This window comes from Kitasatospora sp. NPDC023118, from assembly GCF_055560875.1.
Map to the genome: position 1 here is coordinate 447,441 of NZ_JBVHHW010000001.1, position 25,416 is coordinate 472,856.

At 74.0% G+C, this 25,416-nt stretch carries 21 protein-coding genes; 7 read left to right on the plus strand and 14 right to left on the minus strand.

Going from position 1 to position 25,416, the window contains the following annotated elements; all coding sequences use genetic code 11:
* The 4 genes from ACZ3UD_RS02050 to ACZ3UD_RS02065 all read right to left on the minus strand — a co-directional run bounded on the left by ACZ3UD_RS02050 (nt 1) and on the right by ACZ3UD_RS02065 (nt 4,968).
* A complete protein-coding gene (locus tag ACZ3UD_RS02050; RefSeq protein ID WP_465581234.1) occupies nt 1-870 on the minus strand; it encodes a MerR family transcriptional regulator in 870 nt (289 codons plus the stop codon).
* 621 nt (nt 871-1,491) lie between these two features.
* A complete protein-coding gene (locus ACZ3UD_RS02055) occupies nt 1,492-2,550 on the minus strand; it encodes an isopenicillin N synthase family dioxygenase (protein WP_465581236.1) in 1,059 nt (352 codons plus the stop codon).
* Nucleotides 2,551-2,917: 367 nt separating this feature from the next.
* The gene (locus tag ACZ3UD_RS02060; protein ID WP_465581238.1) at nt 2,918-3,565 is read right to left on the minus strand and encodes a response regulator; all 648 of its coding nucleotides are present in this window, start codon (nt 3,563-3,565) and stop codon (nt 2,918-2,920) included.
* The gene (locus ACZ3UD_RS02065) at nt 3,517-4,968 is read right to left on the minus strand and encodes a sensor histidine kinase (protein WP_465581240.1); all 1,452 of its coding nucleotides are present in this window, start codon (nt 4,966-4,968) and stop codon (nt 3,517-3,519) included. Before ACZ3UD_RS02065 ends, ACZ3UD_RS02060 begins: the two co-directional genes overlap by 49 nt.
* Before the next feature lie 277 nt (nt 4,969-5,245).
* Between ACZ3UD_RS02065 and ACZ3UD_RS02070 the strand changes: the two genes are divergently transcribed.
* The gene (locus ACZ3UD_RS02070) at nt 5,246-5,959 is read left to right on the plus strand and encodes an ABC transporter ATP-binding protein (RefSeq protein ID WP_465581242.1); all 714 of its coding nucleotides are present in this window, start codon (nt 5,246-5,248) and stop codon (nt 5,957-5,959) included.
* 73 nt (nt 5,960-6,032) lie between these two features.
* Nucleotides 6,033-8,426 (plus strand): FtsX-like permease family protein, encoded by a 2,394-nt coding sequence (locus ACZ3UD_RS02075; RefSeq protein ID WP_465581244.1) that lies wholly within the window; start codon nt 6,033-6,035, stop codon nt 8,424-8,426.
* 96 nt (nt 8,427-8,522) lie between these two features.
* On the opposite strand, the gene ACZ3UD_RS02080 is transcribed toward ACZ3UD_RS02075, so the two are convergent.
* From ACZ3UD_RS02080 to ACZ3UD_RS02100, 5 genes are all read right to left on the minus strand, one after another.
* Nucleotides 8,523-9,284: a MerR family transcriptional regulator gene (locus ACZ3UD_RS02080; RefSeq protein ID WP_465581246.1), complete on the minus strand. Its 762-nt coding sequence runs from the start codon at nt 9,282-9,284 to the stop codon at nt 8,523-8,525.
* Between the two features lie 138 nt (nt 9,285-9,422).
* A complete protein-coding gene (locus ACZ3UD_RS02085; RefSeq protein ID WP_465581248.1) occupies nt 9,423-10,046 on the minus strand; it encodes a LysR substrate-binding domain-containing protein in 624 nt (207 codons plus the stop codon).
* Nucleotides 10,047-10,363: 317 nt separating this feature from the next.
* Nucleotides 10,364-10,741, minus strand: a complete 378-nt coding sequence (locus tag ACZ3UD_RS02090) for a hypothetical protein (RefSeq protein ID WP_465581250.1) — start codon at nt 10,739-10,741, stop codon at nt 10,364-10,366.
* Nucleotides 10,742-10,860: 119 nt separating this feature from the next.
* Nucleotides 10,861-12,009, minus strand: coding sequence for an SUKH-4 family immunity protein (locus ACZ3UD_RS02095; protein ID WP_465581252.1), 1,149 nt, complete (start codon nt 12,007-12,009; stop codon nt 10,861-10,863).
* Between the two features lie 327 nt (nt 12,010-12,336).
* Nucleotides 12,337-12,903, minus strand: a complete 567-nt coding sequence (locus tag ACZ3UD_RS02100; RefSeq protein ID WP_465581254.1) for a hypothetical protein — start codon at nt 12,901-12,903, stop codon at nt 12,337-12,339.
* Nucleotides 12,904-13,218: 315 nt separating this feature from the next.
* Between ACZ3UD_RS02100 and ACZ3UD_RS02105 the strand changes: the two genes are divergently transcribed.
* The 4 genes from ACZ3UD_RS02105 (at nt 13,219) to ACZ3UD_RS02120 (ending at nt 20,418) form a co-directional block, all read left to right on the plus strand.
* A complete protein-coding gene (locus ACZ3UD_RS02105) occupies nt 13,219-14,139 on the plus strand; it encodes a phosphotransferase family protein (RefSeq protein WP_465581256.1) in 921 nt (306 codons plus the stop codon).
* Between the two features lie 451 nt (nt 14,140-14,590).
* Nucleotides 14,591-15,253 carry a hypothetical protein gene (locus ACZ3UD_RS02110; RefSeq protein WP_465581259.1) on the plus strand — a complete coding sequence of 221 codons (663 nt, stop codon included), beginning with the start codon at nt 14,591-14,593 and terminating at the stop codon, nt 15,251-15,253.
* A 10-nt stretch (nt 15,254-15,263) separates the two neighbouring features.
* On the plus strand, nt 15,264-17,033 hold the full coding sequence (locus tag ACZ3UD_RS02115; RefSeq protein ID WP_465581261.1) for a DNA polymerase Y family protein: 1,770 nt from the start codon (nt 15,264-15,266) through the stop codon (nt 17,031-17,033).
* A 64-nt stretch (nt 17,034-17,097) separates the two neighbouring features.
* A complete protein-coding gene (locus ACZ3UD_RS02120; protein ID WP_465581263.1) occupies nt 17,098-20,418 on the plus strand; it encodes an error-prone DNA polymerase in 3,321 nt (1,106 codons plus the stop codon).
* On the opposite strand, the gene ACZ3UD_RS02125 is transcribed toward ACZ3UD_RS02120, so the two are convergent.
* Nucleotides 20,393-20,638, minus strand: a complete 246-nt coding sequence (locus ACZ3UD_RS02125) for a Uma2 family endonuclease (RefSeq protein ID WP_465581265.1) — start codon at nt 20,636-20,638, stop codon at nt 20,393-20,395. The genes ACZ3UD_RS02120 and ACZ3UD_RS02125 overlap by 26 nt on opposite strands.
* A gap of 119 nt (nt 20,639-20,757) precedes the next feature.
* Nucleotides 20,758-21,582 carry a TIGR03084 family metal-binding protein gene (locus tag ACZ3UD_RS02130; protein WP_465581267.1) on the minus strand — a complete coding sequence of 275 codons (825 nt, stop codon included), beginning with the start codon at nt 21,580-21,582 and terminating at the stop codon, nt 20,758-20,760.
* Between the two features lie 147 nt (nt 21,583-21,729).
* Here ACZ3UD_RS02130 and ACZ3UD_RS02135 point away from each other — a divergent pair, with 147 nt between their 5' ends.
* Nucleotides 21,730-22,524, plus strand: a complete 795-nt coding sequence (locus ACZ3UD_RS02135; RefSeq protein ID WP_465581269.1) for a helix-turn-helix transcriptional regulator — start codon at nt 21,730-21,732, stop codon at nt 22,522-22,524.
* Nucleotides 22,525-22,533: 9 nt separating this feature from the next.
* On the opposite strand, the gene ACZ3UD_RS02140 is transcribed toward ACZ3UD_RS02135, so the two are convergent.
* The 3 genes from ACZ3UD_RS02140 to ACZ3UD_RS02150 are packed head-to-tail and all read right to left on the minus strand — an operon-like array spanning nt 22,534 to nt 25,266.
* Nucleotides 22,534-24,069: an AMP-binding protein gene (locus ACZ3UD_RS02140; RefSeq protein WP_465581271.1), complete on the minus strand. Its 1,536-nt coding sequence runs from the start codon at nt 24,067-24,069 to the stop codon at nt 22,534-22,536.
* Between the two features lie 51 nt (nt 24,070-24,120).
* On the minus strand, nt 24,121-24,483 hold the full coding sequence (locus ACZ3UD_RS02145) for a MerR family transcriptional regulator (RefSeq protein WP_465581273.1): 363 nt from the start codon (nt 24,481-24,483) through the stop codon (nt 24,121-24,123).
* Between the two features lie 18 nt (nt 24,484-24,501).
* Complete coding sequence (locus tag ACZ3UD_RS02150) at nt 24,502-25,266, minus strand: SDR family NAD(P)-dependent oxidoreductase (protein ID WP_465581275.1); 765 nt, start codon at nt 25,264-25,266, stop codon at nt 24,502-24,504.
* Nucleotides 25,267-25,416: the final 150 nt, after the last annotated feature.

Consider the following 25,416-nt stretch of genomic DNA (forward strand, 5'->3'; position numbering starts at 1 on the left):
TCAGGCGGATCCGAGTTCGGGTGAGGCCGTGTCCCGCACGGCCTCACCCGAGTCGCCGTCCAGCTTCTCCTTCAGCTCCCCGTTCGGGTCCCCGTTCGGATTCTCGTTCGGCATCTCGTTCGGATTCTCGCTGAGCTCCCCGGCGAGCTCCTCGCCCAGCTCCTCCCGCAGCGACCGCTGGAACGCCGTGACCAGCGCCTGCGCCACCATCGGCTGGATGTGGTCGGTCAGCGCCTTCATCCGGGCCAGTTCGTCGGGGGCCGGCTCGCTCTCCCGGTACGGCTTCCACACCGTCTCCCGGAACAGCCGCTGCAGCTCCCGGGCCGTCGCCCGGCTGTGCTCCAGCACCACGGCCCGCGCGGCCAGCAGCGTCTCCAGGGGGATCGGCACGTCCAGGATCCGCACCCCCAGCGGCAGCAGACCCGGATCCACCCGGAACACCTCCGGATCCGCCGTCCGCTCCAGCGCGCCCATCGCGACCAGCCGCTCCACCTGCTGCTCGGACAGCCCCCGCCCGGCCCGCCGCTCCAGCTGTGCCCGGGTGGCCTCCTCCGCGGTCTCCGGCGTCCAGGACGCCACCAGTGCCCGGTGGATCGCCAGATCCAGCGACGTACTGTCCTCCGGCAGCCGCGCCAGGTACCGCTCGATCGCCGCCAGTGTCAGCCCCTGCCGCTGCAACTCCTCGATCAGCCCCAGCCGGTCCAGGTGCGCCGCCCCGTACAACCCCACCCGCCGCGGCCCCAACTCCGGTGGCGGCAGCAACCCCTTCGTCCCGTAGAACCGCACCGTCCGCACCGTCACCCCGGCCCGCGCCGCCAACTCGTCCACCGTCAGCCGCACCTCCCCCACAACGGTGCCGTGCTCCCCCATCTGCTGCCTCCCGCGCTGGCACACTCCTGCTGTGACACCAGAAGTGTGACAGCGGCCGCTCCGCGGGTCCACCGCTTGCCGGGCTGCCGGGCTGCCGGGCTGCCGGGCTGTCGGCCTGCCAGCCTGCCGGTCTGCCAGCCTGCTGGGCTGCTGGCCTGTCGCTGCTGGGAGGGGAGGGGCCCTATGCGCGGCGGACGCCCTGCGCTCCAACCATCGGGAGGCTATGGGGCTGGCTCGGGGTTCGGTGATTCGGCGGCGGGTCGTGGGCCGCTGATTCGGTGAGTGCCGGGCGGCGCTGTCGGATCCGCCGTCGGTCTGGGTTCTGGCGCGGGTCGGGAGCCTGCTGGTGTCGTACTGCCCCGGCGGCTGCACCGAGGTCAAGCGCGGGCGGCTCTGGGCCGGCGCGATAGCGGCCCTCCTCGCTGAGCTGACCGGTCGGATTCCTTCGCCGCTGTCCCGGGCCGGTGCCGCGACCCCTTCGGGGTCCGCGCCACCGGCGTGCCGAGGCAGCCCGCATCGGTGCCGGGGTGGCACGGCGACGCCCCCGCCGTCCGCCGGGACCGGATTGCTGCGCCGGGTCCGATCGGTGGGGCAGGGGCGTCGACGACGGTTCGCCCGGCGTCAGTGCGCGGCGGGTTCGGCCAGGGCGGCGTGGTGGCGGCGGGTGACTTCGGGGTGGGCTCGGGTGTAGCCCTTCCATTCGTTGAGGCCGAAGTCGGCGAAGAGGGGGTTCTCGGGGTCTTCGGTGGCGCCGGGGGCGTGGTGGGCGAGCGGGAAGTCGAGCGGCTCGATGTGGGCGTCGAGGCGGGGGTTGTAGAAGAAGGGTACGGAGAAGCGCTCGCGGGCGCCGGGCGGGCTGACCACACGGTGGCTGGTGGCCTTGAGGTAGCCGTCCGTGGCCACTTCCAGGAGTTCGCCGAGGTTGACGACGAAGGCGCCGTCGAGCGGGGGGACGTCCAGGAAGGTGCCGTCCGGGCGCTCGACCTGGAGACCGCCGACGGTGTCCTGGAGCAGCAGCGTGATGAAGCCGTAGTCCTTGTGGGCGCCGACGCCCTGGCCGGCGCCGTCCGGGGCGGTGCCGGGGTAGCGGACCAGCTTGAGGCGCAGGTGGGGGTGGCCCGCGAAGGCCTCGTCGTAGAAGTCGGGGCGGGCGCCGATCGCGGCGAGGAGTTCGTGCAGCAGTCGACGGGCGACGTCGCCGAGGTGGTCGATCCAGCCGAGGGCGGCGGTGCGCAGCCCGGGGAGGGCGGCCGGCCACTGGTTGGGGCCCTCCAGCCACCAGTACGGGGGCTCGCCGGTGCCGGGGACGTGCGGGGGCAGCTCGGCGCCGATGTCCAGTTGGTCGCGCCAGTCCTGGCTGCCGCCGGTGCGCTCGTCGCCGGTGCGGGTGTAGCCCCGGTAGTGCGGGGAGTTGAGGTTGCTCACGGCGAGCCGGTCGGCCTCGGGGAGGGCGAAGAAAGCGCGCATGGCGCCGGTGAGCGCGGCCGTCTCTGCCGGGGTGACGCCGTGGCCGACGAGTTGGAAGAAGCCGACGCCGGTGGCCGCGGCGCGCAGCTCGTCGTGCAGGCGGCGGCGGTCCTCCGGATTGCCGTCGGCGAGCGAGAGGTCGATCACTGGGAGGGCGTCGGGGAGCGCCTCGGTGGAGCCGGTTCCGGGTATGGGCGTGTGCTGCTGCGTCATGTGTGACATCCGCTAGGTCTCGTCCCGGTCGGTCCCGGTGGTCGACCGGGAGGTGGCCGGAGCTGCGCCTGGTGCGGCGGGTGCTTCGGGAGCCGGGAGGTGGTGGCGACCGCTCGGGGCCGCCGTTGAGGGTGAGGGTGCGAGGTTCAGCCGGAGCGTCGACAGGACATGCTCGTCACGCGGAGCAGGTCCACGTGGCGGCGGCGAACAAGGATGAGCACCTCACCAGCGTAGATGACCGCTTCCACGGCGGGCGAGCCCCCTGCGGCGGAGGGCTGCCCACCACTTGTTCGCGTCCCCTCAAAATCGTGGCCCTCAAAGCGGCGGTGTGGTGATCGGGGGCTCCCTTCCGGGGTGTCGAGGGTGTTCAGGAGTTGTTGAGGTGGGCCAGGACGGCCAGGACGCGGCGGTTGTCGTCGTCGGAGGGCTGGAGGTCGAGCCGGACGAAGATCGACGCGGTGTGCTTGGCGACCGCCCGCTCGGTGATCACCAGCTGCTGGGCGATCGCCGCGTTGGAGCGGCCCTCGGCCATCAGAGCCAGCACCTGCCGCTCGCGCGGGGAGAGGGTGGAGACCGGGCCGGCCGAGGAGTTGTGGGTGAGCAGCCGGGTGATCACCTCCGGGTCCATCGCGGTACCGCCCTGGGCGACCCGCTGGATGGCGTCGATGAACTGGGCACCGTCCAGCACGCGGTCCTTGAGCAGGTAGCCGATTCCGCCGGTGCTGCCGGCCAGCAGCTCGCGGGCGTACAGCTGCTCCACGAACTGCGACAGCACCAGCACAGGCAGGCCCGGGTGCGCCTGACGGGCCGCCAGTGCCGCACGCAGCCCCTCGTCGGTGAAGCTGGGCGGCAGCCGCACGTCGACCACGGCGATGTCGGGCCGGTCGGCGGCCACCGCGGCGAGCAGCTGCTCGCCGTTCTCGACCGCCGCGGTGACCTTCATGCCGTTGGCCTCCAGCAGCCGGGTCAGCCCGTCCCGGAGGAGGAAGAGGTCTTCGGCGATGACAACGCGCACGGGATCTCCAGGTTGACGATGGTCGGACCACCGGACGGGCTGCTGATCGCGAGCACCCCGTCGAAGGCGGCCAGTCGGCGTTCGGTTCCGCTGAGGCCGGTTCCCCGGGACGGGTCGGCGCCACCGCGCCCGTCATCGGTGACCGATATCCGCAGCAGCCCGTCACTGTGCCCTATCTCGATCCATACGTGCGAGGCCCCGGCGTGTTTGACCACATTGGCCAGCAGCTCGCTCACCGTGAAGTAGGCGGCCGACTCCACCGCGGCCGGGGCCCGGCCGGGCAGACCGCCGGTGAAGCTGACCGGCAGCGGTAGGTCGAGTGCGGTCGCCTGCACCGCGTCGGCCAGGCCGCGGTCGGCCAGCACCGGCGGGTGGATGCCCCGGACCAGGCTCCGCAGCTCGCTCAGCGCCTTCACCGAGGACATCCGGGCCTCGGCCAGCAGCGGCCCGAGGGCGTCCGGGTCGTGTTTCACCTGCTCGGCGACGGTCAGCAGCATGCCCAGCGCCACCAGCCGGGCCTGCGCCCCGTCGTGCAGGTCCCGCTCGATCCGGCGCAGCTCGGCTGCCCCGGCGTCGATGGTGTCCGCCCTGGTCCGGGCCAGGTGGCTGACCTGGCGGGCGAGTTCGGCCCGCCGGGACGGCCCGAGCAGCGCCCTGGCCGCCTTCTCGTGCATCCGCAGGACGGGCGGGGCGGCCCACAGGATGGCGAACGGGGCGATCCAGACGCCCATGACGTAGACGATGATCAGCGGGAAGAACGGCCCGTTCCGGCCGAAGACCTCCAGGGCGATCGGCGTCAACACCACGATCGCGGCGGTGAACAGCACGGCGAAGCCGGTGAGGAGCGCCCAGGCGAGGTCCCGCCAGGTCGCCGGGTCGGTCAGCCAGCCGCCGGACCGCAGCCGCCGCCAGGGACCGGCCTCGCCGGCCGGGCGCCGGTACGGCACCGGGACCGGCTGCCCGCTCCACCGCTCGACGACCCGCCGGCTCTCGGTGGCGGCCCAGCGCGCGCCGAACAGCCCGAGCACCAGCAGCGAAGGAGCCATCCAGAGCGAGACGGACCGGTCGCCGGGCGCGGCGCCGCCGTACAGGTGGGTCGCCATCACCGCGAGCGCGCCCGGGGCGAACAGCGCGGCCCCGACCGCCCGGCCGCCGCCCCCGGTGGCCCAGCAGAGCGCCCAGAGAACGACCGGCGCCATCGGCACGAGCAGGATCAGCGGCCCACCGGGGGAGAACGGCCGGGACTCGTCCGGGCCGAACAGAGCGGCGGCCAGCAGGACCGGCCCGGCCAGCAGCGAGACCAGCCCCGTCACGGCCAGCGTCACCACGTACCAGGCGCGCACGCCGTCCACGCAGGCCTGACCCACCCGCCGGGCCACCTTGCCGATCACTCCCGTCCTCATGACGAGCCCCCTCATCGTTCCGGGGCCCCTGTGTAGAGGCCTCGAAGCCTGGGTCCCGAAGCCCCGCAGAGCCCCGGTTCCGATCTTTCGGTGGCTCAGTCTGCCCGGGCGCGGACGCCCGGCGCTCTAGGCCTGAACACCCAGTTCGGGGTGTATCTGGATACACCCCCGAGAGGCCGTCTAGGCGGCTGTCTGCACCACGCCGCCGATTCGTAGCGTCATGTCCCGTCAGCCGGCCCGGGCCTCCCGGTGCCGGACCCCGAACCGTGGAGGGCCCGTGAACGCGCCGATCATCCGGATCCGCGGCGTCAGCAAGACGTACGACCGATCCGACGCCGCCCGCCCCGCCCTGGCCGGGCTCGACCTGGAGGTACGGGCCGGCGAGGCGCTAGCCGTGCTCGGCCGCTCGGGCAGCGGCAAGTCCACCCTGCTGAACCTGATCGCCGGCCTCGACCGCCCGAGCGAGGGCGCCGTCGAGGTGGACGGCGTGGCCGTCCACCAACTCGGCGAGGCCGCGCTGGCCGAGTACCGGCGGACGCGGATCGGCATGGTGTTCCAGTTCTTCAACCTGCTGGACGACCTGAACGTGGAGGACAACGTGCTGCTCCCGGCCCAGCTGGCCGGGATGCGGCGGGAGCGGGCCCGGGCCAGGGCCGGGGAACTGCTGGAGCGGCTCGGGGTGGCCCGGCACGCCAAGGCCTTCCCCGGCCGGCTCTCCGGCGGCGAGCGCCAACGCGTCGCGGTGGCCCGGGCGCTGATGAACCGCCCGCCGCTGCTGCTGGCCGACGAGCCGACCGGAGCGCTCGACACGGCCTCGGCCGCCGACGTCCGCGACCTGCTGCGCGGGCTCAATGCGGAGGGCCAGACGATCCTGTTGGTCACCCATGACACCGCACTCGCCGAGGCCTGCGCCGACCGGACGATCGAACTGCTCGACGGCCGACTGGTCCGGGACACGGCGGCCGTCCCGGCTCCGGAGGCTGCCCGGTGAACGAGCGGAGCGAGCGGACCGAAGGAAGGCGCGGGAGGGCGAACGCCCCTGCCGGACGAAGCGAGGTGGCCGCATGAGTGCTCTGAGCAAGGTGGTGCGCGCCGGGGTCGGCCGCAAGCGCGTGCAGACCCTGGTCATGGTGCTCACCACGATGATGTCCGTGACGGCGTGCATCCTCGCGGTCGGGCTGCTGGTCGCCGCCCGGGGCCCGTACCAACGCTCCTTCACCGACCAGCACGGCGCGCACCTCAACGTGCTGTACGACCAGACCAAGGCGAGCCCCGCCCAGCTCACCGCGGCCGCCCACGCGCCCGGCGTGACGGCCTCGGCTGGCCCCTACTCCGCGGTCACCGTGCAGCCGCGCTCCGCTCCGGGCACGCAGATCCCGCCGGCCGGCAGCCTGCTGCCGCCGATGACGCTGGTCGGCCGCGCCCAGGACGGCCCGATGGACGGCCTGCGGCTCACCATGGGCCACTGGGTCACGGGCCCCGGTGAGGTGGTGTTCCTGGACGGGCACTCCCCACTGGCCGTCGGCGACAGCATGCAGTTCCCGGACCTGCCGGGGCACCCGACGCTCAAGGTCGTCGGCCTGGCCTCCTCGGTCTCCTGGAGCGCGGACGGCTGGATCGCCCCCGAGCAGGTGGCCGGGCTGACCGCGCCCGGCACCACGCCCGCCGCCCAGTACCTCTACCGCTTCGCCCACGCCGACAGCGACGCCGAGGTGGAGGCCGACCACGCCGCGCTGGCCGCCGCAGTGCCGAACGGCGCGCTCACCAAGGCCACCTCCTACCGGCCCGCCCGGGAGGAGGCCAACCGGACGGCCTCGACCTTCGTCCCGTTCGTCACCGCCTTCGGAGCGCTCGGCCTGGCCATGTCGGTGCTGATCATCGGGGTCGTGGTCAGCGGCGCCGTGAGCGCCGCCACCCGGCGGATCGGCATCCTCAAGTCCCTGGGCTTCACCCCGGCCCAGGTGGCGCGCGCCTACGTCGGCCAGGCGCTGATCCCCGCCGGGGTCGGCACCGCGCTCGGCGTGCTCGGCGGCAACCTGCTCTCCGTTCCGGTCCTCGGGATGGCCCACAAGGCCCTGCGCGGCGGGCTGCTCGGCATCCCGCTCTGGGTGGACGTGGTGGTCGCGGTGGTGGCCCTGGCCGCCGTGACGGGTACCGCGCTGGTGCCGGCGCTGCGGGCCGGGCGGCTGCGCACGGTGGAGGCGCTCGCGGTCGGCCGGACGGCGCCGGGTGCCAAGCGGGCGGTCGCCGCCGGCACGACGGAACGGGCCGGAGCGGCGGGCCTGCTGTCCCGGGTGCAGAGCCGGATCAGCCGACTGCCGGTGCCGCGTGCGCTCAGCATCGGGCTGGCGTCCCCGCTCAACCGGCCGGGCCGCTCGGCGACCACCGCCGCCGCGGTGGTGCTCGGCACGGTCGGGGTCACCCTCTGCGTCGGTCTGACGCTGTCGCTCGGTTCCCTTCAGGGCGGCCTGACGGCCGACCGGGCGGGCAAGGTGCTGGTCCAGCCGCCGATCGAGGGCTCCGCCAAGCTCGTCGACCACGTGGACGAGGCGGCCGTGGCGAAGGCGATCGAGTCCCACCCCGGCACCCGGGCCTGGTACAGCAGCGTGCCGACCCCGGTCACCGTGGCCGGGAACACCGGGCGCTCCCAGGTGGTCGCGTTCAACGGCGACGTCTCATGGAGCGGCTTCCAGCTGGTTTCCGGCCGCTGGTTCCACGGCCCCGGCGAGGTCGTGGTCGGCGCCACCTTCCTACGCTCCAACCAAGCGAAGATAGGTGACACCGTCATCCTCAGCGACCAGGGGCACAGCACCCCGGCGAAGATCATCGGCGAGGTGCTGACCACCGAGGACCTGGTGTTCCTGGACCGGGCCGCGCTGACGCCGCTCGGCGGTGCGGTCCACAGCGAGGCTCTCTCCTTCCATATCGACCTCACCCCGGGGACCGACGCGAAGGCCTACGCCGACGGGCTGGACCAGGTCGTGGAGCAACAGGGTCTGAGCGCCGACCCCGGCGAGGAGCACATCAACATCGTGGTGCTGGCGATGAACACCCTGGCGGGCACGCTCACGCTGCTGCTCTCCGTGGTGGCAGGGCTCGGGGTGCTCAACACGGTGCTGCTGGACACCCGGGAGCGGGTGCACGACCTCGGGGTGCTCAAGGCGCTCGGGATGTCGCCCCGGCAGACGGTCGGGATGGTGCTCACCTCTGTCTGCGGCAGCGGGCTGGTGGCCGGGCTGATCGGGGTCCCGATTGGGATTCTGGTGCACCACCAGGTGATGCCGGCGATGGCCAGCGCCGCCGGGCTCGGGGTGCCGGACGCGGACCTCGCCGTGTTCGCCCCGTCGGTGGTGGGACCGCTGATACTCGGCGGCCTGGTGCTGGCGCTGCTCGGCGCCCTCCTGCCCGCGACCTGGGCGGCCCGTACCCGGACGGTCACGGCGCTGCGGACGGAGTGACGGCGGGGGAGGGGCGCGGGTGGTCGGGCCGGGCGGGGCGGGCCCGTCCCCCCGGCCCGCGCCCGCCCCGCCCGGCCCGCGCCCGCCCCGCCCGGCTCAGGAGAGCCGAGCCGCCGCGTACGCCTCCATGGCGGCGCGCTGGTAGGCGGCCAGACCCGGGGCGATAGCCTCGTACGCGGCGCTCCACATCTCGTTCTCCGTGCAGGAGCGGGCGATCGCGAGGTACTCCTCCGCCGGGACGGCCCGGAGCCCGCTGAGTAGCTGGTACTCCTCGTCGATCATGTGCTGCGTGGGCTCGGCGTCGGCCGGGTGGCCGCCCGCCATCAGCTCCGCCAAGCGGACCATCCGCGCGGTCCGCTCGCGCTGGCCGGCCTCGATCTCGGCCGGGGTCATCGCGGCGGTCGCACGCCGGGCCGCCTCGGCGTGCTCGGGGAAGTCGCGAAGGCTGACGTCGATGTCGGCGGGCTGGATGCCCTCGAAGAGGTTCTCGGGCCGGTTGATGCTGGTCATGGGTGTGCCGTCCTTCCGGGAGCGTTCCAGGTCGGCGATCGTGCGTGAGACGGTGGTGGCCAGAACGTCGAGCCGGTCGCGCTCAGTGACCAGCCTGCGATGGTGGCCCCGCAGGGCCGCCAGCTCGTCCACCTGGTTGCCCAGGATCCGGGCGATCTCGGTCAGCCCCACGCCCAGTGCCCGCAGCACGAGGATCTGCTGCAGCTGGAGCAACTGCCGCTCCTCGTAGTAGCGGTGGCCGTTGGAGCCGATCCAGGCCGAAGGCAGCAGCCCGATCTCGTCGTAGTGCCGCAGGGTCCGGGCGGTCACCCCCGACATCCGGGCGACCTCCGCGATGGGCCAGGCCATGGCCGTCTCCTCTCCCACGTCTCCCGCGTCGCTTGGACCAGGGCCGGTTCCTCCGGCCCTGGTCACGACGGTAGAGGCTGCCGCTGCGGCAGCTTCAAGCCCTCGGCGCCTTCACCTACGGCGCCGGGTCATCGGCCGTCACCGCGCCGGGCCACCGGCCGTCGCCCGCAGTGCCGCGACCAGTGCCCCGAGCACCGGCTGCCCCCAGGCGCCCTCCCACACGGCGGCGTGCAGTGCCCGCACCGGCTCCGGGCCGCGTACCCGCCGCACGGTGACGCCCGGATGCCGCTGTGCCAGGCCCAGTTCCGGGAGCAGTGCCACCCCCAGCCCCGCCGCGACGAAGCCCTGCGCGGTCAGGTAGTCCGCGCCGTCCACCGCGAGTGCCGGACGGAACCCGGCCGCGTCGCAGGCCCCGTGCACGGTCTCCCGGCAAGGGCCAGGCGGTTCGGCGCCCACCCAGGGCTCCTGCGCCAGCTCGGCCAGCTCCAGGACGCGCCGCGAGGCCAGCCGGTGCCCCCGGGGCAGCACGGCGCGGTACGGATCGTCACGCAGGTGCACCAGTCGCAGGCCGACCGGGGCCTCCTCGGACCGGAACACCACCGCGAGGTCGGCCCGTCCGTCCCGCACCTCGGTGAGCGGGTCGGCCGGGTCGGTCACGCCGAGGTCGAGCTGCCTCGCGCCCGCCGGACTGCTGGTGCCGCTGATCGGCGGCGGACCGTGGCTGCTCCTGGTGGGGGCGGGCTGGCTGCTGGCGTCGCTCAAGACAGAGAGGGGGATGGACAACGTGCTCGGGGTGAGTCTGCGCCAGCGGATGACCCCGGACGCGCTGCTCGGCAGGATGAACGCGACCTTCCGCTTCCTGCTCACCGGCGCGCTGGCGATCGGCTCCGCGCTCTCAGGTCTGCTCGGTGAACTCCTCGGCCTACGGACCACGCTCTGGCTAGGCGGGGCCGTCCTCGCGACGGCCTTCCTGCCGGTCTACCTGTCCCCACTGCGCACCCGCCGTCCGACCCTGCTGCCTGCGCCCGCGCCCGCGCCTGCGCGTGCGCCCGTGCCAGCGCCGGTACCGGGGCGTGCGGCTACCAGCGCGGAGCGCCGTGTCCCGGCTGCCAGTCCAGCCCCGGGTTCGGGCGCGGCCGAAGGGCGCGCACCAGCGAGCTGACCGACCAGACGACCACGGTCAGCAGCCCGTAGAACAGCAGCAGCGCCCAGAACGGAGTGGCGGACAGGCTCCGGTCCTCGAACCGGCACCACGCGTCCGGCGGCAGCCAGGACGCACCCGTCTCCAGCAGTCGTCCGCCACCCCGCACCAGGCCGTGCTCGCAGCGCTCACCGTAATCCAGCGACCGGACGTACAGCAGGCCGTACAGCGCACCGGCGGAGGTGAGGGAGAGGACGGCACCGATGCCGAGGAGCAGCGCCCGTCTTCGCCTGGCCGCCGTACGGATGTTCGTCACCGAGGCAGCGTACCGGCGCGGACGGCCCCGGCCCGGCCCGGATCACCCGAGCGGACCGCAGGTCGGGGACCACCGCAGCAGCCCCCGCCCCCGCTCACCGCAGCAGCCCCCGCCCCCGCTCACCCCAGCAGCCCGCCCATGTGCCCATCCTCCGCGAGCAGCCGCCAGGAGCGGCCCGGCGAGGCGAAGGCCTCCGGGTCGACGGCCTCCACCAGCCGGTCCACCACGGTGCTCAGCAGCGACTGCGGGTCGAACACCGCCCAGGTCTCCCGGCCCCGGCCGTGGTCCCAGCGCTCCCACTCGGCGCGCAGTCGCTCGTACGTCCACAGCGCGTAGAGCAGGGCGGACAGGTCGCGGTTCAGGTAGGCCTCGGGTTGGCCGTCGTCGTACCAGTCGGGTAGTTCGAGCCGGCCGGTGGCGCCGTCCAGGGCGATCGTGAGGTCGGTCGGCCAGTCCCCGAGCGCGAGGTAGTCCCGCTGGTACGGGCGTTCCTCCTCGCCGTCGAAGTACTCGGGGTACGCCTCCGCCATGGTGACCAGCGGCTCCTCGCAGACCCCGAACATCGCCCCGCCCAGCGGCAGCCCGACCTCGGTCAGCAGCCGCCGGGTCGGCTCGTGCACCAGGGCGGCGGGCAGCCCCTCCGGTCGGAAGCGGTGCACCAGGCCGGCCCCGCCGTCCTCGTCCGTCAGCGCCGCGAGCTCGGCCACCAACTCCCCGCCGACCTCGTACGCGGGCCCGTCCGGTCCGCCCGGCAGCGCACCCCAGCCCAGTGCCCGGACCAGCAGCGCCGTCCCCCAGTGCGCCGGTGCGGCGCTCCGCTCGAACAGCGCGGGGTCGATCTCCCGCATCCGCCGCTCGGCCTCCGCCATCACCTCGGCCACCGCCGCCGGTCCGCGCCGTCCGTCCAGCGACTCGGGCCGCCGGGCGGCCTCGCCCACCGCGTCCACCTCCCGCACCAGGGCGGCCAGCGCGGTCAGGTCGGAGGCCAGCGGATCGCGCTGAGGCCCGCCGTCGCCGAGGAACACCTCACCGGTGGTCCCGTCCAGCAGCACCAGGTTGCCGACCGCGGCGAACGGCGTGCAGTAGTCCGTCTCGCCGAGCACGAACAGCCGCTCCGCCCCACCCGGGAAGGCCTTCAGCGACCCGTCGTCGAGCACCCCGAAGTCCAGGAACGCCCCGGCCGTCGGCAGCCCCTCCCGCACCAGGAACTCCCGGCTGCCCTCATGCACCACCCCGCCCGGAACCCCGGCCACCCGCACACACCCCATGTGCCCCACCCTTCACGGTTCTGCCCCCCGACCCACCAGACCCTAGCGGGCCCGCCCGACAGAGCCACGGGGATTCTGGGCCGCTCGTGCTGAAGTGCGCAGGGGTGTGCGTTGGCTCGTTGGGTGACCTCTGGTTGGCGGCCCGCGCGGTGGCGGCATCGTCGCGTAGCGTCTGTCGCGCGATCTGGGACGCCGGGTTCGGTGCCGGCGTGCGGGGCTCCCTTGCCACCAGCGAGTAAGGCCGCATCGGCGCATACCCCAAAGAGCCCAATCGCACCGGCGACTACGAGCCCCGCCATGTCCCCCAACAACTCCCCGATCACTGGCTCACGGAACTACATGACCTGGCAAGTCCCCTCGGGCTCCACCTCCACCGGGACGCCGCCATTCGTCTGGTCCAGACGGTCCACGACGATCGCCGGCACCGAACCTGAACCCCAGGGCATGGACCAGGTCGAGCACCAAGTCCTCGGCGAGTGGGTCACATTCCGCCTCAAGGGTGGCTCTCACCGCCACTTGGTCAGGCTGAAGGCCGGCTTCCTCTGCCCAGGCCACGGCCTGGCGGGTGACCTCGTCGGGGTTGCCGATCCACTGCTCGGGGACGTCGTAGTCCCGTGCCATCTGCGGGGACAGTGCGCAGTGCCAGATCAGACCGCCGGGGCTGGCGGCTCGCACGCCGACGAAGTCGCTGTCGTGAACATGCATGACGAGGACCGGGGCTCCCGTCTCGATCATGACCGAATCATCCAGATCAACGCCTGGAGATAGCTGCAGGACCTGCCAGGCATCATCCCTGGCCGACCACCACGGCGTGGCGTCGGCCGCTTGCATTGCTGGCAGCTCGGTCACTGGTTGCTCGGCCCGCGCCACGATGAAAGTTCCGGAGAAACCCATGGACCGAGACCGTAGCTCCTGCGCTGACATCCTCGGCTTTTGACTGGTTCCAGGCCAGCGGCGCCCAAATCCCGCAGGGGCGACCGGGTCACTCAAGGTTCAGCGAGAAGGGTCGCTGATAGGGCTCTTTGAAATTCCCCACCCCTCGCTATGGGTGCGGACAGGCCTGCTCGCCCAACTTCCCCACCCACCACCTGCACGCTGACTTGCGGACAGGCCCGTAAGGGCTCGCGCGTGCCGCCGTCCGGATGATGAGGTGGCACGGTGACCAATCATCATGAGGCGGCGACTGTCCGACCGTTGACACTGGCCTGGGTGAGCCGGCACCTGGAGGCCGGCGAGCGGATCGTCGGAGCCGAGGCGCTGCACGGCGGCGCCACCGCCGACATGCGGAGGCTGACCATCGGCACGCGGGACGGAGGCACCCGGCACCTGGTGCTGCGCTCCTTCGTCGACCCGACCCGGCAGGGGCCGGCCGAGGACCTCCTGCACAGGGAGGCCGACGCCCTGACCACGCTCACCGGCACCGGCGTGCCGGCTCCCGGACTCGTCGCCGTCGATCCGACCGCCGCGCACTGCGAGTACCCCTCGCTCCTCATGACCCACCTGCCGGGCCGGACGGTCCTCGACGACGAGGGGCTGGAGACGCGCCTGCCCCTGCTGGCCCGTCAACTCGTGGCGGTCCACGCGGTGCGGCCGGCCGTCCGGCCCCGGGAGTACGTGGCGCTGACGACCGCCGACACGGTCGTGACCCCCGAGGGCGCCGACGCCGCGGTCTGGGCCGCCGCGATCGACGTGATCCGCAGGCCCGCGCCGCGCTACGAAGGGCGGTTCCTGCACCGGGACTTCCAGCCCGGCAACGTGCTGTTTGACCTGCCGCCCGAGGACCCGGCCGGTGCCGCCGGTGCCCGGATCACCGGCGTCGTCGACTGGGCGGCGGCCTCCTGGGGCCCGGCGGACCTCGACGTGGCGCACTGCTCCACGAATCTCGCGCTGCTGCACGGCCCGGCGTGGGGCCTGCGCTTCACCGAGGCGTACCAGGAGGCCGGCGGGATGCTGGCCGCGGCCGCGGACGAGCGGCTGTACTGGCAGGTGCGGGAGCCACTGGCGTTCTCGGAGGAAGTGCAGTGGGTGGCGCAGCCGTGGCGGGAGGCAGGACGGACCGAGCTGACGACACGAGTCGTGGAGGAGCGGCTGGATGCCTATGTCACCTCCCTGATGGACGCGCTGGGCTGAGCCAAGGCGGTCCGGGGCGCGACCCCGACCTCATCGTTTACTGCTCAACCAAGTGGGGAATCGAGCAGGCCCTGGGGAAATTCGGGCATCCCCATCATCGCCCGGTTCCAACCTGCGCGGCCAGGTTCCAATCGCCATGTCCTGGCTCAACCGGGCAGCAGGACGGGTCACCCGAGCAGTGACGGATCCCTCGCCCAAGTGACAGCTGTCGCGACCAATCACAAGAGTGACGGGTGGGGTGGATGGGGCGGACTTGAATCTTTGCGAACAGATGTTCGATCCTGGGGCTGTGCCCGTTTTCGAATCTGTTTTCGAATCTGCCGCCGAGCAGCCCGAACGCCCCGCGCTCCGGCCGGTGGCGCTCCCAGCTGCCCTGGCGGGGCAGCAGGGGCAGCCGGGGCAGCCGGGGAAACCGGGGGAGGCAAAGGCGAAACCGGTGACACTCCGGCCGGTGGCGTCGGCCGTCGTCCTCGAGGGCGGGCAGGCGGCGGTGCGCGGGCTGGTGCCGGTGGTGCCCGCGTTGCGGGAGGTGCTGCCGGACGGCGGGCTGCGGCGGGGGACGGCGGTGTCGGTGGCGGGCGGGGACGCCGGGCTGCTGCTGGCGCTGGCCGCCGGGGTGCGGGAGACCGAGGGCGGCTGGGCGGCGGCGGTCGGGCTGCCGGACCTGGGGCTGGCCGCCGCCGAGGGGTACGGGCTGGACCTGCGCCGCCTGCTGGTCGCGGACGACCCGGGGGCGCACTGGCCCGAGGTGGTGTCGGTGCTGGCCGGCGCGGTGGAGCTGATCATGCTGCGCCCGGTCGGCCCGGTGCCGCCGAAGCTGGCAGCCCGGCTGGCCGCAGTGCTGCGGCGCAGTGGCTGCGTGCTGCTGGTGGCCGGGCCGTGGCCGGGGGCGGTGCTGCGGCTGGGTGTGCGGTCCGGGCGCTGGTTCGGGCTGGGCGACGGCTACGGGCAGCTCGCCGGGCGGCAGGTGGAGGTGGTGGCGCAGGGCCGCGGTTCGGCGGCGCGCGGTCGGTCGGCCCGGCTCTGGCTGCCGGACGAGCACGGCGCGGTGCGCCCGGTCCGGGAGCAGCCCGTCCAGGCGGAGCGCCCACAAGCAGTGGCGGCGGTGGTGTGACGTGCCGACGATGTCCGACAGTGACCGAACCCCCCGGGTGCTGGTGGTCTGGTGCCCGGACTGGCCGGTGGTGGCCGTCACCGGCGACGACCCGGTGGCGGTGACCGAGGGCGGGCGGATCCTCGCCTGCTCGGCGGGCGCCCGGGCGGCCGGGGTGCGACAGGGGCAGCGCCTCAAGCTGGCCCAGCGGCTCTGCCCGGAGCTGGAGCTGCGCGACCGCGACCCGGAGGCGGAGACCCGCCGCTTCGAGCCGGTGGTCGCGGCGGTGGAGGCGTTCACGCCCCGGGTGGAGGTGATCCGCCCGGGTCTGTGCGCCATTCCGGTGAAGGGGCCGGGCCGCTACTTCGGCGGCGAGGAGGCGTTGGCAGCCAAGGTCGGTGCGGCGGTGGCGGAGGCGCTCGGCCGGCCGCCCGTCCCGGACGCCGTCCCCGGCGCGGTGGCGCTCCCCGAGGCGACCGCAGAGCCCTCCACAGAACCGGCAGAACCGGCAGAACCGGCGAAACCAGCAGAACCAGCGAAACCGACTGGACCAACAGAACCAACAGAACCAACAGAACCGACAGAACCGACAGAACCGACAGAACCGCAGACCGTCCCCCACGCCCGGATCGGCGTCGCCGACGGCCTGTTCGCCGCCGTGCTCGCCGCCCGCGCCGGGGTGCTGGTGCCCGCAGGTCGCACGGCGGAGTTCCTCGCCCCGTACCCGGTGGGCGCTCTGGGCGACGAGGCGCTGGCCGAGTTGCTCGGGCGGCTCGGCCTGCCCACCGTCGGAGCCTTCGCCGCGCTGCCCGCAGAGGCGGTCGCGGACCGTTTCGGCCCGGCCGGAACGGTCGCGCACCGGCTGGCCCGCGGCCTGCAGCCGCGCCCGCTGGTGCCGCGCGACGAGGAGCCGGACCTTTCCGTCGAACAGCGCTTCGACCCGCCGGAGCCGCTCGCCGAACCGCTGGTGTTCGTCGCCCGCACGCTGGCCGAGCGGCTGCACCAGCGGCTGGCCGGGGCCGGGCTGACCTGCCGACGGGTGGCCGTCGAGGTGGCCTGCGCGGACGGCCGGACGGCCTCGCGGCTGTGGCGGCACGAGGGCCGGCTGTCGGCGACGGCGCTGGCCGAGCGGGTCCGCTGGCAGCTCCAGGCCTGGCAGAGCGCGGGCACCTTCGAGGACGGCCGAACGGGCGGCCAACCCGGCGGCCGAACGGACCGCCGGGCGGGCAGCAGCCATGAGGGCTTCACCCTGCTCCGCCTGGCCCCCGACGGCCTCTCCCCGGACCAGGGCCGCCAGCTCGCCCTGTGGGGCCAGGCCGTCGCGGACGACCGGGTGGAGCGCGCGGTGGCCCGGGTGCAGGCGGTGCTCGGGCATGCCGGGCTGCGCCGGATCGAACCGGCCGGCGGGCGTGGCCCGGGTGAGCAGCGGGTCAAGGTGCCGTGGGGTGAGCCGTACGAGGCGGCGGCCCCGGCCGACGCGCCCTGGCCGGGACGGCTGGCGGACCTCTGGCCGGCCGTGGTGCTGCGCGAACCGGCATCGGTGCGGGTGCTGGACGAGGCCGGGCAGCCGGTCACGGTGGACGGCCGGGCGGGGGTGTCGGCCAGGCCGGCCCTGGTCGTGGTCCGGGGCCGGGAGGAGCGGGTGGCGGGCTGGACCGGGCCCTGGCCGGCGGTCGAGTACTGGTGGGACCAGTCGCTCGCCCGCCGCCGGGCGCGGTTCCAGATGGTGGTGGACGGCGGCCGGGCGCTGCTGCTCACCGTGGAGGGGGGTGCGTGGTACCTGGAGGCCGGCTACGACTAGCGGTCCCGGAACCCGAGAGCAGGGGGGAGCAGGACGAGCACGAGAACGACGAAGGCAACCCCCGATGGGCTTCACCAGCCACCCCACCCTCCCCTGGAGCGAGCTGCACCGACGGCTGACCGGCGCTGCGCCGGACCGTACGGTCGTCCCGCTGCGCCGCCCCGCCGAGGAACTCCCCGCCGAGGAACTCCCCGCCGAGGAACCCCCCGCCGTAAGGACCGACAGCGACGAACCCTGGGCCGAACTGCACGTCCACTCCGCCTTTAGCTTCCTGGACGGCGCCAGCGACCCGGAGGACCTGGTCGCCGAGGCGGCCCGGCTGGGTGTGGAGACCCTCGCGATCACCGACCACGACGGCCTGTACGGCGCTGTCCGGCTCGCCGAGGCGGCCCGGGGGACGGGCGTGGCCACCGTGTTCGGCGCCGAGCTGACCATCCGCCACGAATCCGCCGGCACCGAACACCTGCTGGTCCTCGCCCGCGACCCGGCCGGCTACCGCCGCCTCTCCGCCGCGATCGCCGCCGCCCAGCTGGCCGGCGGCGCCAAGGGCCGCCCGACGTACGACCTCGCGACGCTGGCCGGGGCGCACGACGGCCACTGGGCGGTGCTCACCGGCTGCCGCCTCGGCCGGGTTCCCGCCGCACTCAACGGGGCCGCGCTCAACGGGGCCGCGTTCAACGGGGCCGCACTCAACGGGGCCGCACTCAACGGGGCCGCGTTCAACGGAATGCAGCACCCAGAACACCAACTCCGCACCCTCACCGAGGTGTTCGGTCGGGAGAACGTCTATGTCGAGCTGATCGACCAGTGGCTGCCCGGCGACGACCGGCGCAACGACGCCCTCGCCGCGCTCGCCGCCGAGGCACGGCTGCCCGTCGTCGCCTCCACCAACGCCCACCACGCCGGCCCCGCCCAGGGCCGTCTGGCGCAGAGCCTGGCCGCGCTGCACGAGCGCCGCACCCTGCAGGAGGCGGCCGGCTGGACCCGGGCGGCCGGCACCGCGCACCTGCGCTCGGGCCGGGAGATGGCCGCCCGGCTGGCCCGCTTCCCCGGGGTGCAGCGGGCCACCGTCGAACTCGGCCGGGCCTGTGCCTTCGACTTCGCCAAGCTGGACCCGGAGCTGCCCGGCTACCCCGTCCCCGAGGGCGAGACCGAGATCAGCCACCTGCGCGCCCTGGTCGCGGCCGGCGGCCCGGCCCGCTTCGGCCCCGGCAACGCCGCCGCCCGCCGCCAGCTCGCCAAGGAACTGGACGTGATCGAGGACCTCGACCTGGCCGGCTACTTCCTGATCGTGCACGACATCGTGGACTTCTGCCGCCGCGAGGACATCTGGTGCCAGGGGCGTGGCTCGGCGGCCAACTCGGCGGTCTGCTTCGCCCTCGGGATCACCGCCGTCGACCCGGTCCACTACAAGCTGCTGTTCGAACGCTTCCTCTCCACCGCCCGGGACGGGCCGCCCGACATCGACCTGGACATCGAGAACCGCCGCCGCGAGGAGGTCATCCAGTACGTCTACCGCCGCTACGGCCGCGAGCACGCCGCCCAGGTCGCCAACGTGATCACCTACCGGCCCCGGCTGGCGATCCGTGACGCCGCCCGGGTGCTCGGCTACCCGCAGGGGCAGGTGGACGCCTTCAGCCGGCAGACCGACTTCCGCTCCGCCCCCGGCGCGGACGCCGCCATCCCCGCCGACGTGCTCTCGCTCGCCACCCAGCTCCACGGCCTGCCAAGGCACCTGGGCATCCACTCGGGCGGAATGGTGCTCACCAAGGAGCCGATCGGCGAGATCTGCCCGACCGAGTGGGCCCGGATGCCCGGGCGTTCCGTCCTGCAGTGGGACAAGGAGTCCACCGCCGGCGCCGGGCTGGTGAAGATCGACCTGCTCGGCCTCGGCATGCTCGCCGCACTGCACGACACCTGCGACCTGGTCGCCGAACACCACGGCCTGCGCTACGACTTGGCCACCATCCCGGACGACGACAAGGGCGTGTACGCGATGCTGCGCCGCGCCGACACCGTGGGCGTGTTCCAGGTCGAGTCCCGGGCGCAGATGGCCACCCTGCCCCGGCTCAAGCCGGACCACTTCTACGACCTGGTGGTCGAGGTCGCGCTGATCCGCCCCGGCCCGATCCAGGGCGGCTCCGTCCACCCGTACCTGCGCCGCCGCGCCGGGGTGGAGCCGCCCGGCTGCCCGCACCCGCTGATGGAGAACGCCCTCGGCAAGACCCTCGGGGTGCCGCTTTTCCAGGAGCAGATGATGCAACTCGCCATCGACTGCGCCGGGTTCACCCCGGCCGAGGCCGACCAGCTGCGCCAGGCGATGGGCGCCAAGCGCTCGCACGAGCGGGTCGCCCGGTTGCGCGAGCGGCTGCTCGGCGGAATGGCCGAGCGCGGCATCCCGCCCGAGGTGGCCGAGGACGTCTACGGCAAGATCGAGGCCTTCTCCAGCTACGGCTTCCCGGAGAGCCACGCGATCAGCTTCGCCTACCTGGTGTACGCCAGCGCCTGGCTCAAGTACCACTTCCCGGCGGCCTTCACCTGCGCCCTGCTGGCCAACCAGCCGATGGGCTTCTACTCGCCGCTCAGCCTGGTCGCGGACGTCCGGCGGCACGGCGTACGGGTGCGCGGAGTGGACGTCAACGCCAGCGGGCCGCGCCCCACCCTGGAACCGTACCGGGGCCCGACGCCCAAACCGCCGCTGACCGCCGGCCGCCCGCAGCCGGCCATCCGGCTCGGCCTGGAGACGGTGCGTGGCGTCGGCACCCCGCAGGCCGAGGCGATCGCGGCCGGGCAGCCGTACGCGGACCTGGAGGACTTCGCCCGCCGCACCGGCCTGCCCGCGCCCGTCCTGGAGGCGCTGGCGACGGCCGGGGCCTTCGACTGCTTCGGACTGACGAGACGTCAGGCATTGTGGGCAGCAGGGGCGTTCGCCGGAATCTCGGCCGAACTGCTCCCCGGAACCACGCCCGGCACCGAGGCGCCGGAGCTGCCCGAGCTGAGCCCGGTCGAGGCGACCATCGCCGACCTGTGGGCCACCGGCACCTCCGCCACCAGCCACCCGCTCCAGCACCTGCGCGCCCACCTGGAACGCGGCGGCGCGCTCTGTGCCGCCCAACTCCCGGACGTGCCACCGGGAACGGCGGTGGTGGTCGGCGGCCTGGTCACCCACCGGCAGCGGCCGCCGACGGCCGGCGGGGTGCTCTTCCTCAGCCTGGAGGACGAGACCGGCCTGATCAACGTGGTCTGCAACCGTCCGGTCTGGGAGTCCCAGCGCCGCACCGCCCTGGACCGGGCCGGCCTGCTGGTGCACGGCCACATCGAGCGCGACCGGGGCGCCACCAACCTGATCGCCACCCGGCTCACCCCGCTCCGGATCGGCCTCTGAGCCCTTGGACCGCTCGGTCGGGGTAGCGCACGAGCCCGCTCAGGTCCAGGTCGAAGCCGAACGGATCGGGGATGCGCATGCCGTCACCGAACTTCCGGTCGTGCCGCACGTGGTAGCGGTCGCGGTTCGGTTCGGAGAACAGCGTGACCGCCCCCTCCCGCGGATCGGTGATCAGATAGAGCGGGACGCCCATCACCGCGTAGTCGCGGAGCTTGTCCACCCAGCCGTTCCCCGGATTGGACGGCGGGACTACCTCGACCGCGACGAGGGCCTCCCCGGCGGGGGTGGTGCTATGCACGTACCCGGCCGGGGCCGTTGCACGTACCCGGCCGGGGTCGTTCAGGCACCAGAGGCCGGCTGCCGCCCATTGCCGGGGGAGCCGGCGAAGGCCTGGGCGATCGGGAGCCAGGCGGTGGCGACCGGGCCGGTGGCGGTGAGGGCGAGGTCGTCGCGGTGGCGGCGCTGCGTCACCAGCAGGCAGAAGTCCAGGGCCGGGCCGGTCACCACGTCCGGCGCGTCGGCCGGGCCGAGGGCCCACAAGCCGCCGTCGGGGGCGGTCAGTTCGAGCCGGACCGGGGCCTCCGGCGCGGGCAGGCCGTGCACGGCGAAGGCGAAGCCCAGGGTGCGCAGCCCCAGGTGAGCGATGTGCCGCAGTCGGTCGGTGGGCTCCCGGGTCGCGCCGAGCGTGTCCGCGACGTCCTGGCCGTGCGCCCAGGTCTCCATCAGCCGGGCGGTCGCCATCGAGGCGGGCTTCATCGACGGGCCGAACCAGGGCAGCCGGGCGTCGGCCGGGGCGGCGGCCAGCGCGGCCAGCACCTCCTCCCGACCGGCCCGCCAGCGGGCGAGCAGCTCCGCGGGCTCGGCGGCCGCGCCCGCCCGCGCCCCCTCCTCGACCGGGTCGGCGCCGGCGGCCAGCAGCTCGGTGAAGTGGCCGCCGAGCGATGCGGTGAAGCCCTCCGGGTCGCGTGCGGCCAGCGCCGTCCAGTCGTCGGTCCACGCCAGGTGGGCGATCTGGTGCGCGACCGTCCACCCCTCGGCGGGAGTCGGCCGGGCCCAGTCCCCGGCCGCCAGGTCGGCCACCAGAGCGTCCAGGACGGCGCTCTCGGCCCGCAGGTCCGCCAGCAGCCCGCCCAGGACGTCGCCCGGGGCGTTCGGGTCGGTCATCGGCTTCCCCTCCGGTCAAGGCAGTTGCTACCCGCCGGTAGCGCACGGCCGCACCCTACGCCCAGCCGGCCGCGGGCGTCCGCCACTCCACGAAACACGCATGTCAGGACTCTCGCCACCGGCTCCACCGCGTGTGACAATTCCGCGATGACCAGGGCCGCGGACCCCCACCTTGCGCAACCCGTCGACGGCGCCGGCCAAGCCGACGGCGCCGTGCGACCCGACGACCCCGAACTCGCCGCGCGCGCCGCCGAGCTGGTCCGGGACGCCGTGCTCGGCGACCTCGCCCGCCGAGTGGTGGCCGAGTGCGGCGCCGACGTCGGCCTGGTCGGCGTGCCCGAGCCGCTGCCCGGGAGCCGCCCCGGCAGCGAGGGCATGGTGCTGCGCCACTGGGCCGGCACCCGGGCGGACCTGCTGCACGATGTGCCCGTCCCGGCCGGACTCGGCCTCGGCGGCCGGGCGCTCGCCGAGCGCGCGCCCACCTGGGTGCCCGACTACCGTGCGGCGACGACCATTTCACACCACTACGACGCGGCCGTGGCCGCCGAGGACCTGTACGCGATGCTCACCGTCCCGCTGATGGACGGCGGCACCGTGCACGGCGTGGTGTACGCCTCGCTGCGCACCGTCGTCCCGTTCGGGGACCTCCGGATCGCCGCCGTCGGCAAGCTGGCGGCGGCCGCCACCCGGGCGCTCGCCGGGGCGGCCGCCTGGAACCGGGAACGCCCCCGACCGGCCACCCCTGTACGGCCGTTGACCCCGCGCGAGCACGAGGTGCTGCGCTGGGCGGCGACCGGTCGGACCAACCCGGAGATCGCCGCCCGGCTGGGTCTGACCCGCAACACCGTGACCGGCTACCTCAAGGCCGCGATGCACAAGCTCGGCGTCCGCAACCGGACCGAACTCGCCCTCGCCGCGAAGGAGTCCGGCCTCCTCGGCTGAGCCCCCACCTCAGTTGACCTGGCGCTCCCGCCCCGTCCAGTACGGCTCGCGCAGCCTGAACTTCTGCAGCTTCCCGGTGGCGGTGCGCGGCAGCGCGTCCCGGAGCTCCACCGAGGTGGGCGACTTGTAGCCGGCCAGCCGCTGCTTGCAGTGCGCGATCAACTCCGCCTCGGTGACGGCCTCGTGGCCCTCCCGGAGCACCACCAGCGCCTTGACCGTCTCGCCCCACTTCTCGTGCGGCACCCCGATCACCGCCACCTCGGCGACCGCCGGATGGCTGTACAGGCAGTCCTCCACCTCGATCGAGGAGACGTTCTCCCCGCCGCTGATGATGACGTCCTTCTTCCGGTCGGAGATGGTCAGTTGGCCGTCGGTGAGGGTGCCGCCGTCGCCGGTGTGGAACCAGCCGTCCCGCAGCGCCTCGGCCGAGGCCTCGGGCTGCTGCCAGTAGCCGTCCAGCACGGTGTTGGAGCGCACCAGCACCTCCCCGGAGGGGTCTACCCGCAGCTGGGTGCCGAGCGACGGGGCGCCGGCCCGCACCAGCTTCTCGGCCCGCTCGGCGGCCGGCAGGGCGTCCCACTCGGCGCGCGAGCGGTTGACCGTGACGATCGGGGCGGTCTCGGTCAGGCCGTAGAGCTGCATGAACTCCCAGCCCAGCTGCTCCTCGACCTGCTGCACCACCGAGGTCGGCGGCGGCGCGCCGGCCACGATCATCCGCACCCGGTCCCGGCCGGGCACCGGGCCGTGCCAGTCGGCGGCCGCGTCCAGCACCATCTGCACCACGGCGGGCGCGCCGGACAGGAAGGTCACCCCGTGTCGCTCGACCCGGCGCAGGATCTCCGCGCCGTCCACCTTGCGCAGCACGATGTGCCGGGCGCCGAGCCCGGTGAGCGAGAACGGCAGGCCCCAGCCGTTGGCGTGGAACATCGGCAGGGTGTGCAGGTACACGTCCCGGTCGTTCGCGCCGTAGTGCAGTCCCATCAGCGTCGCGTTCAGCCAGATGTTGCGGTGGGTGAGCTGAACGCCCTTGGGGCGGGCGGTGGTTCCGCTGGTGTAGTTGATGGTGGCGGTGTCGTTCTCGGACATCGCGTACCGGCGGGGCGCCTTGTCGAAGTCGTAGAGCACGGCGTCGCTGTCCGCGCCGAGCACGAACTTGTGCTTGGCCACCACCCCGTCCAGCGCGTCGGCGAGTTCGGGGTCGACCAGCAGCACGGAGGCGCCGCTCTGCTCGACGATGTACGCGACCTCCTCGGCCTTCAGCCGGAAGTTCACCGGCACCAGCACCCGGCCGTACCCGCTCACCCCGAAGAAGGCGGTCAGCAGCCGGGCCGAGTTGTGCGAGACGATCGCGACCCGCTCGCCCGGCCCGACGCCGAGCCGGTCCAGCCCGGCCGCCTGGGCCCGGGCGAGCTCGGCGATCCGGCGGTAGCTCAGTTCGCCCCAGGACTCGGCCGGTTGCACGGGCTCGTCGACGATGCCGACCCGGTCGCCGTAGACCAGCTCGGCCCGGTCGAGGAAGTCCATCACGGAGAGTGGAATCTGCATGCGCCCACTGTCCTATCCCGCGCGCCCCCTGCACACCCCCGATCGGGGGTGTCACCCGTCTGTAGGACTCCCGGCGGCCGCCAGCGCCGCCAACAGCCGGTCCCGCGCCTCGGTCTGGGCGGCGATCCGGCGCTCCAGCACCGCCAGCCGCTCCTGGACGATCCGCAGCACCCGCTCGGACGGCGGGCGCGCGAGCACGTCCCCGTCCAGGCAGCCCAGCAGCGGCCGGAGGTCCTCCAGGGTGAGCCCGGCGCCCACCAGCGCGCGGATGTTGCGCACCCGCACGACCGTGGACTCCCCGTACTCCCGGTAGCCGTTGGCGGCGCGCTCGGAGCCGATCAGCCCGGCCTGCTCGTAGTGCCGCAGTGCCCGGGCGGTACTGCCCGTCCGCCGCGCCAGCTCACCGATCCGCACCCGTACCCGCCCCACTGCCTAGCCCACCAGGGCACCCCCGTCGACCGACAACACTACGCCGGTCACGAACGAGGCCTGCGGCGCGGCGAGTCGGGTGATCGCCCAGGCCACCTCCGCCGGTCGGCCGAGCCGGCCCAGCGGGGTGTGCTCGATCTGCCACCTGCGGATCGCCGCGAGCCGCTCGGGGCCGTACCCGGAGTGGTCGCTGATCGGGGTGTCGATCGCCCCGGGCGCCACCGCCACCACGCGGACGCCGCGCGGGGCCAGTTCGACCGCCCAGCTACGGGTGACGGTCTCCAACGCGGCCTTGCTCGCCGCGTACACCGAGTTGGTCGGCCAGCCGCGCTGTCCGACGGCGGTGCTGACGTTGACCACCACGCCCCGGCTCTCGGCCAGTGCCGGGAGAGCGGCCTGCCCGAGCAGCACCGGGGCGACCAGGTTGACGGCCAGCAACGCCTCGATGCCCGCCGCGTGGTAGCTGCCCAGGCCCTGCCCGCTCTGTACGATCCCGGCGTTGTTGACCAGCACGTCCAGCCGCCCGTACTTCTCCAGCGCCGCCCCGACGATCGCCTCCGGCGCGTCCGGCCCGGTGACGTCCGCGACCAGCGGCTCGATCAGCCCCGGGTAGGCGGCCGCCGTCTCCGCCAGCGGCCCGGGCCGGCGCCCGACCGCCAGCACCCGCGCCCCCTCGGCCGCGAAGGCCCGCGCCGTCTCCCGCCCGATCCCCGTCCCGGCCCCGGTGACCACCACGACCCGCTGCTCCACCGTGTTCTCGTTGCTCATGCGGACAACCCTCCGACCCTGCCGCCAGTGTCAGGGTCAAGCCGAAATCCCGCCTTCCGCTTACTGAGCCCCGCGCGAACAGCGCCGTCACGACACGGCTCCGGGATCCCCCGCTTGCTAAGAAGGTCGCAACGCGCGGCCACACGCATC

What these genes read in the sequence shown, in the direction of transcription:
- ACZ3UD_RS02050 (WP_465581234.1), bottom strand. Translation starts at nt 870, where the DNA reads ATGGGGGAGCACGGCACCGTTGTGGGGGAGGTGCGGCTGACGGTGGAC.
- ACZ3UD_RS02055 (WP_465581236.1), bottom strand. Translation starts at nt 2,550, where the DNA reads ATGACGCAGCAGCACACGCCCATACCCGGAACCGGCTCCACCGAGGCG.
- ACZ3UD_RS02065 (WP_465581240.1), bottom strand. Translation starts at nt 4,968, where the DNA reads ATGAGGACGGGAGTGATCGGCAAGGTGGCCCGGCGGGTGGGTCAGGCC.
- ACZ3UD_RS02075 (WP_465581244.1), top strand. Translation starts at nt 6,033, where the DNA reads ATGAGTGCTCTGAGCAAGGTGGTGCGCGCCGGGGTCGGCCGCAAGCGC.
- ACZ3UD_RS02080 (WP_465581246.1), bottom strand. Translation starts at nt 9,284, where the DNA reads ATGGCCTGGCCCATCGCGGAGGTCGCCCGGATGTCGGGGGTGACCGCC.
- ACZ3UD_RS02095 (WP_465581252.1), bottom strand. Translation starts at nt 12,009, where the DNA reads ATGGGGTGTGTGCGGGTGGCCGGGGTTCCGGGCGGGGTGGTGCATGAG.
- ACZ3UD_RS02100 (WP_465581254.1), bottom strand. Translation starts at nt 12,903, where the DNA reads ATGGGTTTCTCCGGAACTTTCATCGTGGCGCGGGCCGAGCAACCAGTG.
- ACZ3UD_RS02115 (WP_465581261.1), top strand. Translation starts at nt 15,264, where the DNA reads ATGTCCGACAGTGACCGAACCCCCCGGGTGCTGGTGGTCTGGTGCCCG.
- ACZ3UD_RS02120 (WP_465581263.1), top strand. Translation starts at nt 17,098, where the DNA reads ATGGGCTTCACCAGCCACCCCACCCTCCCCTGGAGCGAGCTGCACCGA.
- ACZ3UD_RS02130 (WP_465581267.1), bottom strand. Translation starts at nt 21,582, where the DNA reads ATGACCGACCCGAACGCCCCGGGCGACGTCCTGGGCGGGCTGCTGGCG.
- ACZ3UD_RS02135 (WP_465581269.1), top strand. Translation starts at nt 21,730, where the DNA reads ATGACCAGGGCCGCGGACCCCCACCTTGCGCAACCCGTCGACGGCGCC.
- ACZ3UD_RS02140 (WP_465581271.1), bottom strand. Translation starts at nt 24,069, where the DNA reads ATGCAGATTCCACTCTCCGTGATGGACTTCCTCGACCGGGCCGAGCTG.
- ACZ3UD_RS02150 (WP_465581275.1), bottom strand. Translation starts at nt 25,266, where the DNA reads ATGAGCAACGAGAACACGGTGGAGCAGCGGGTCGTGGTGGTCACCGGG.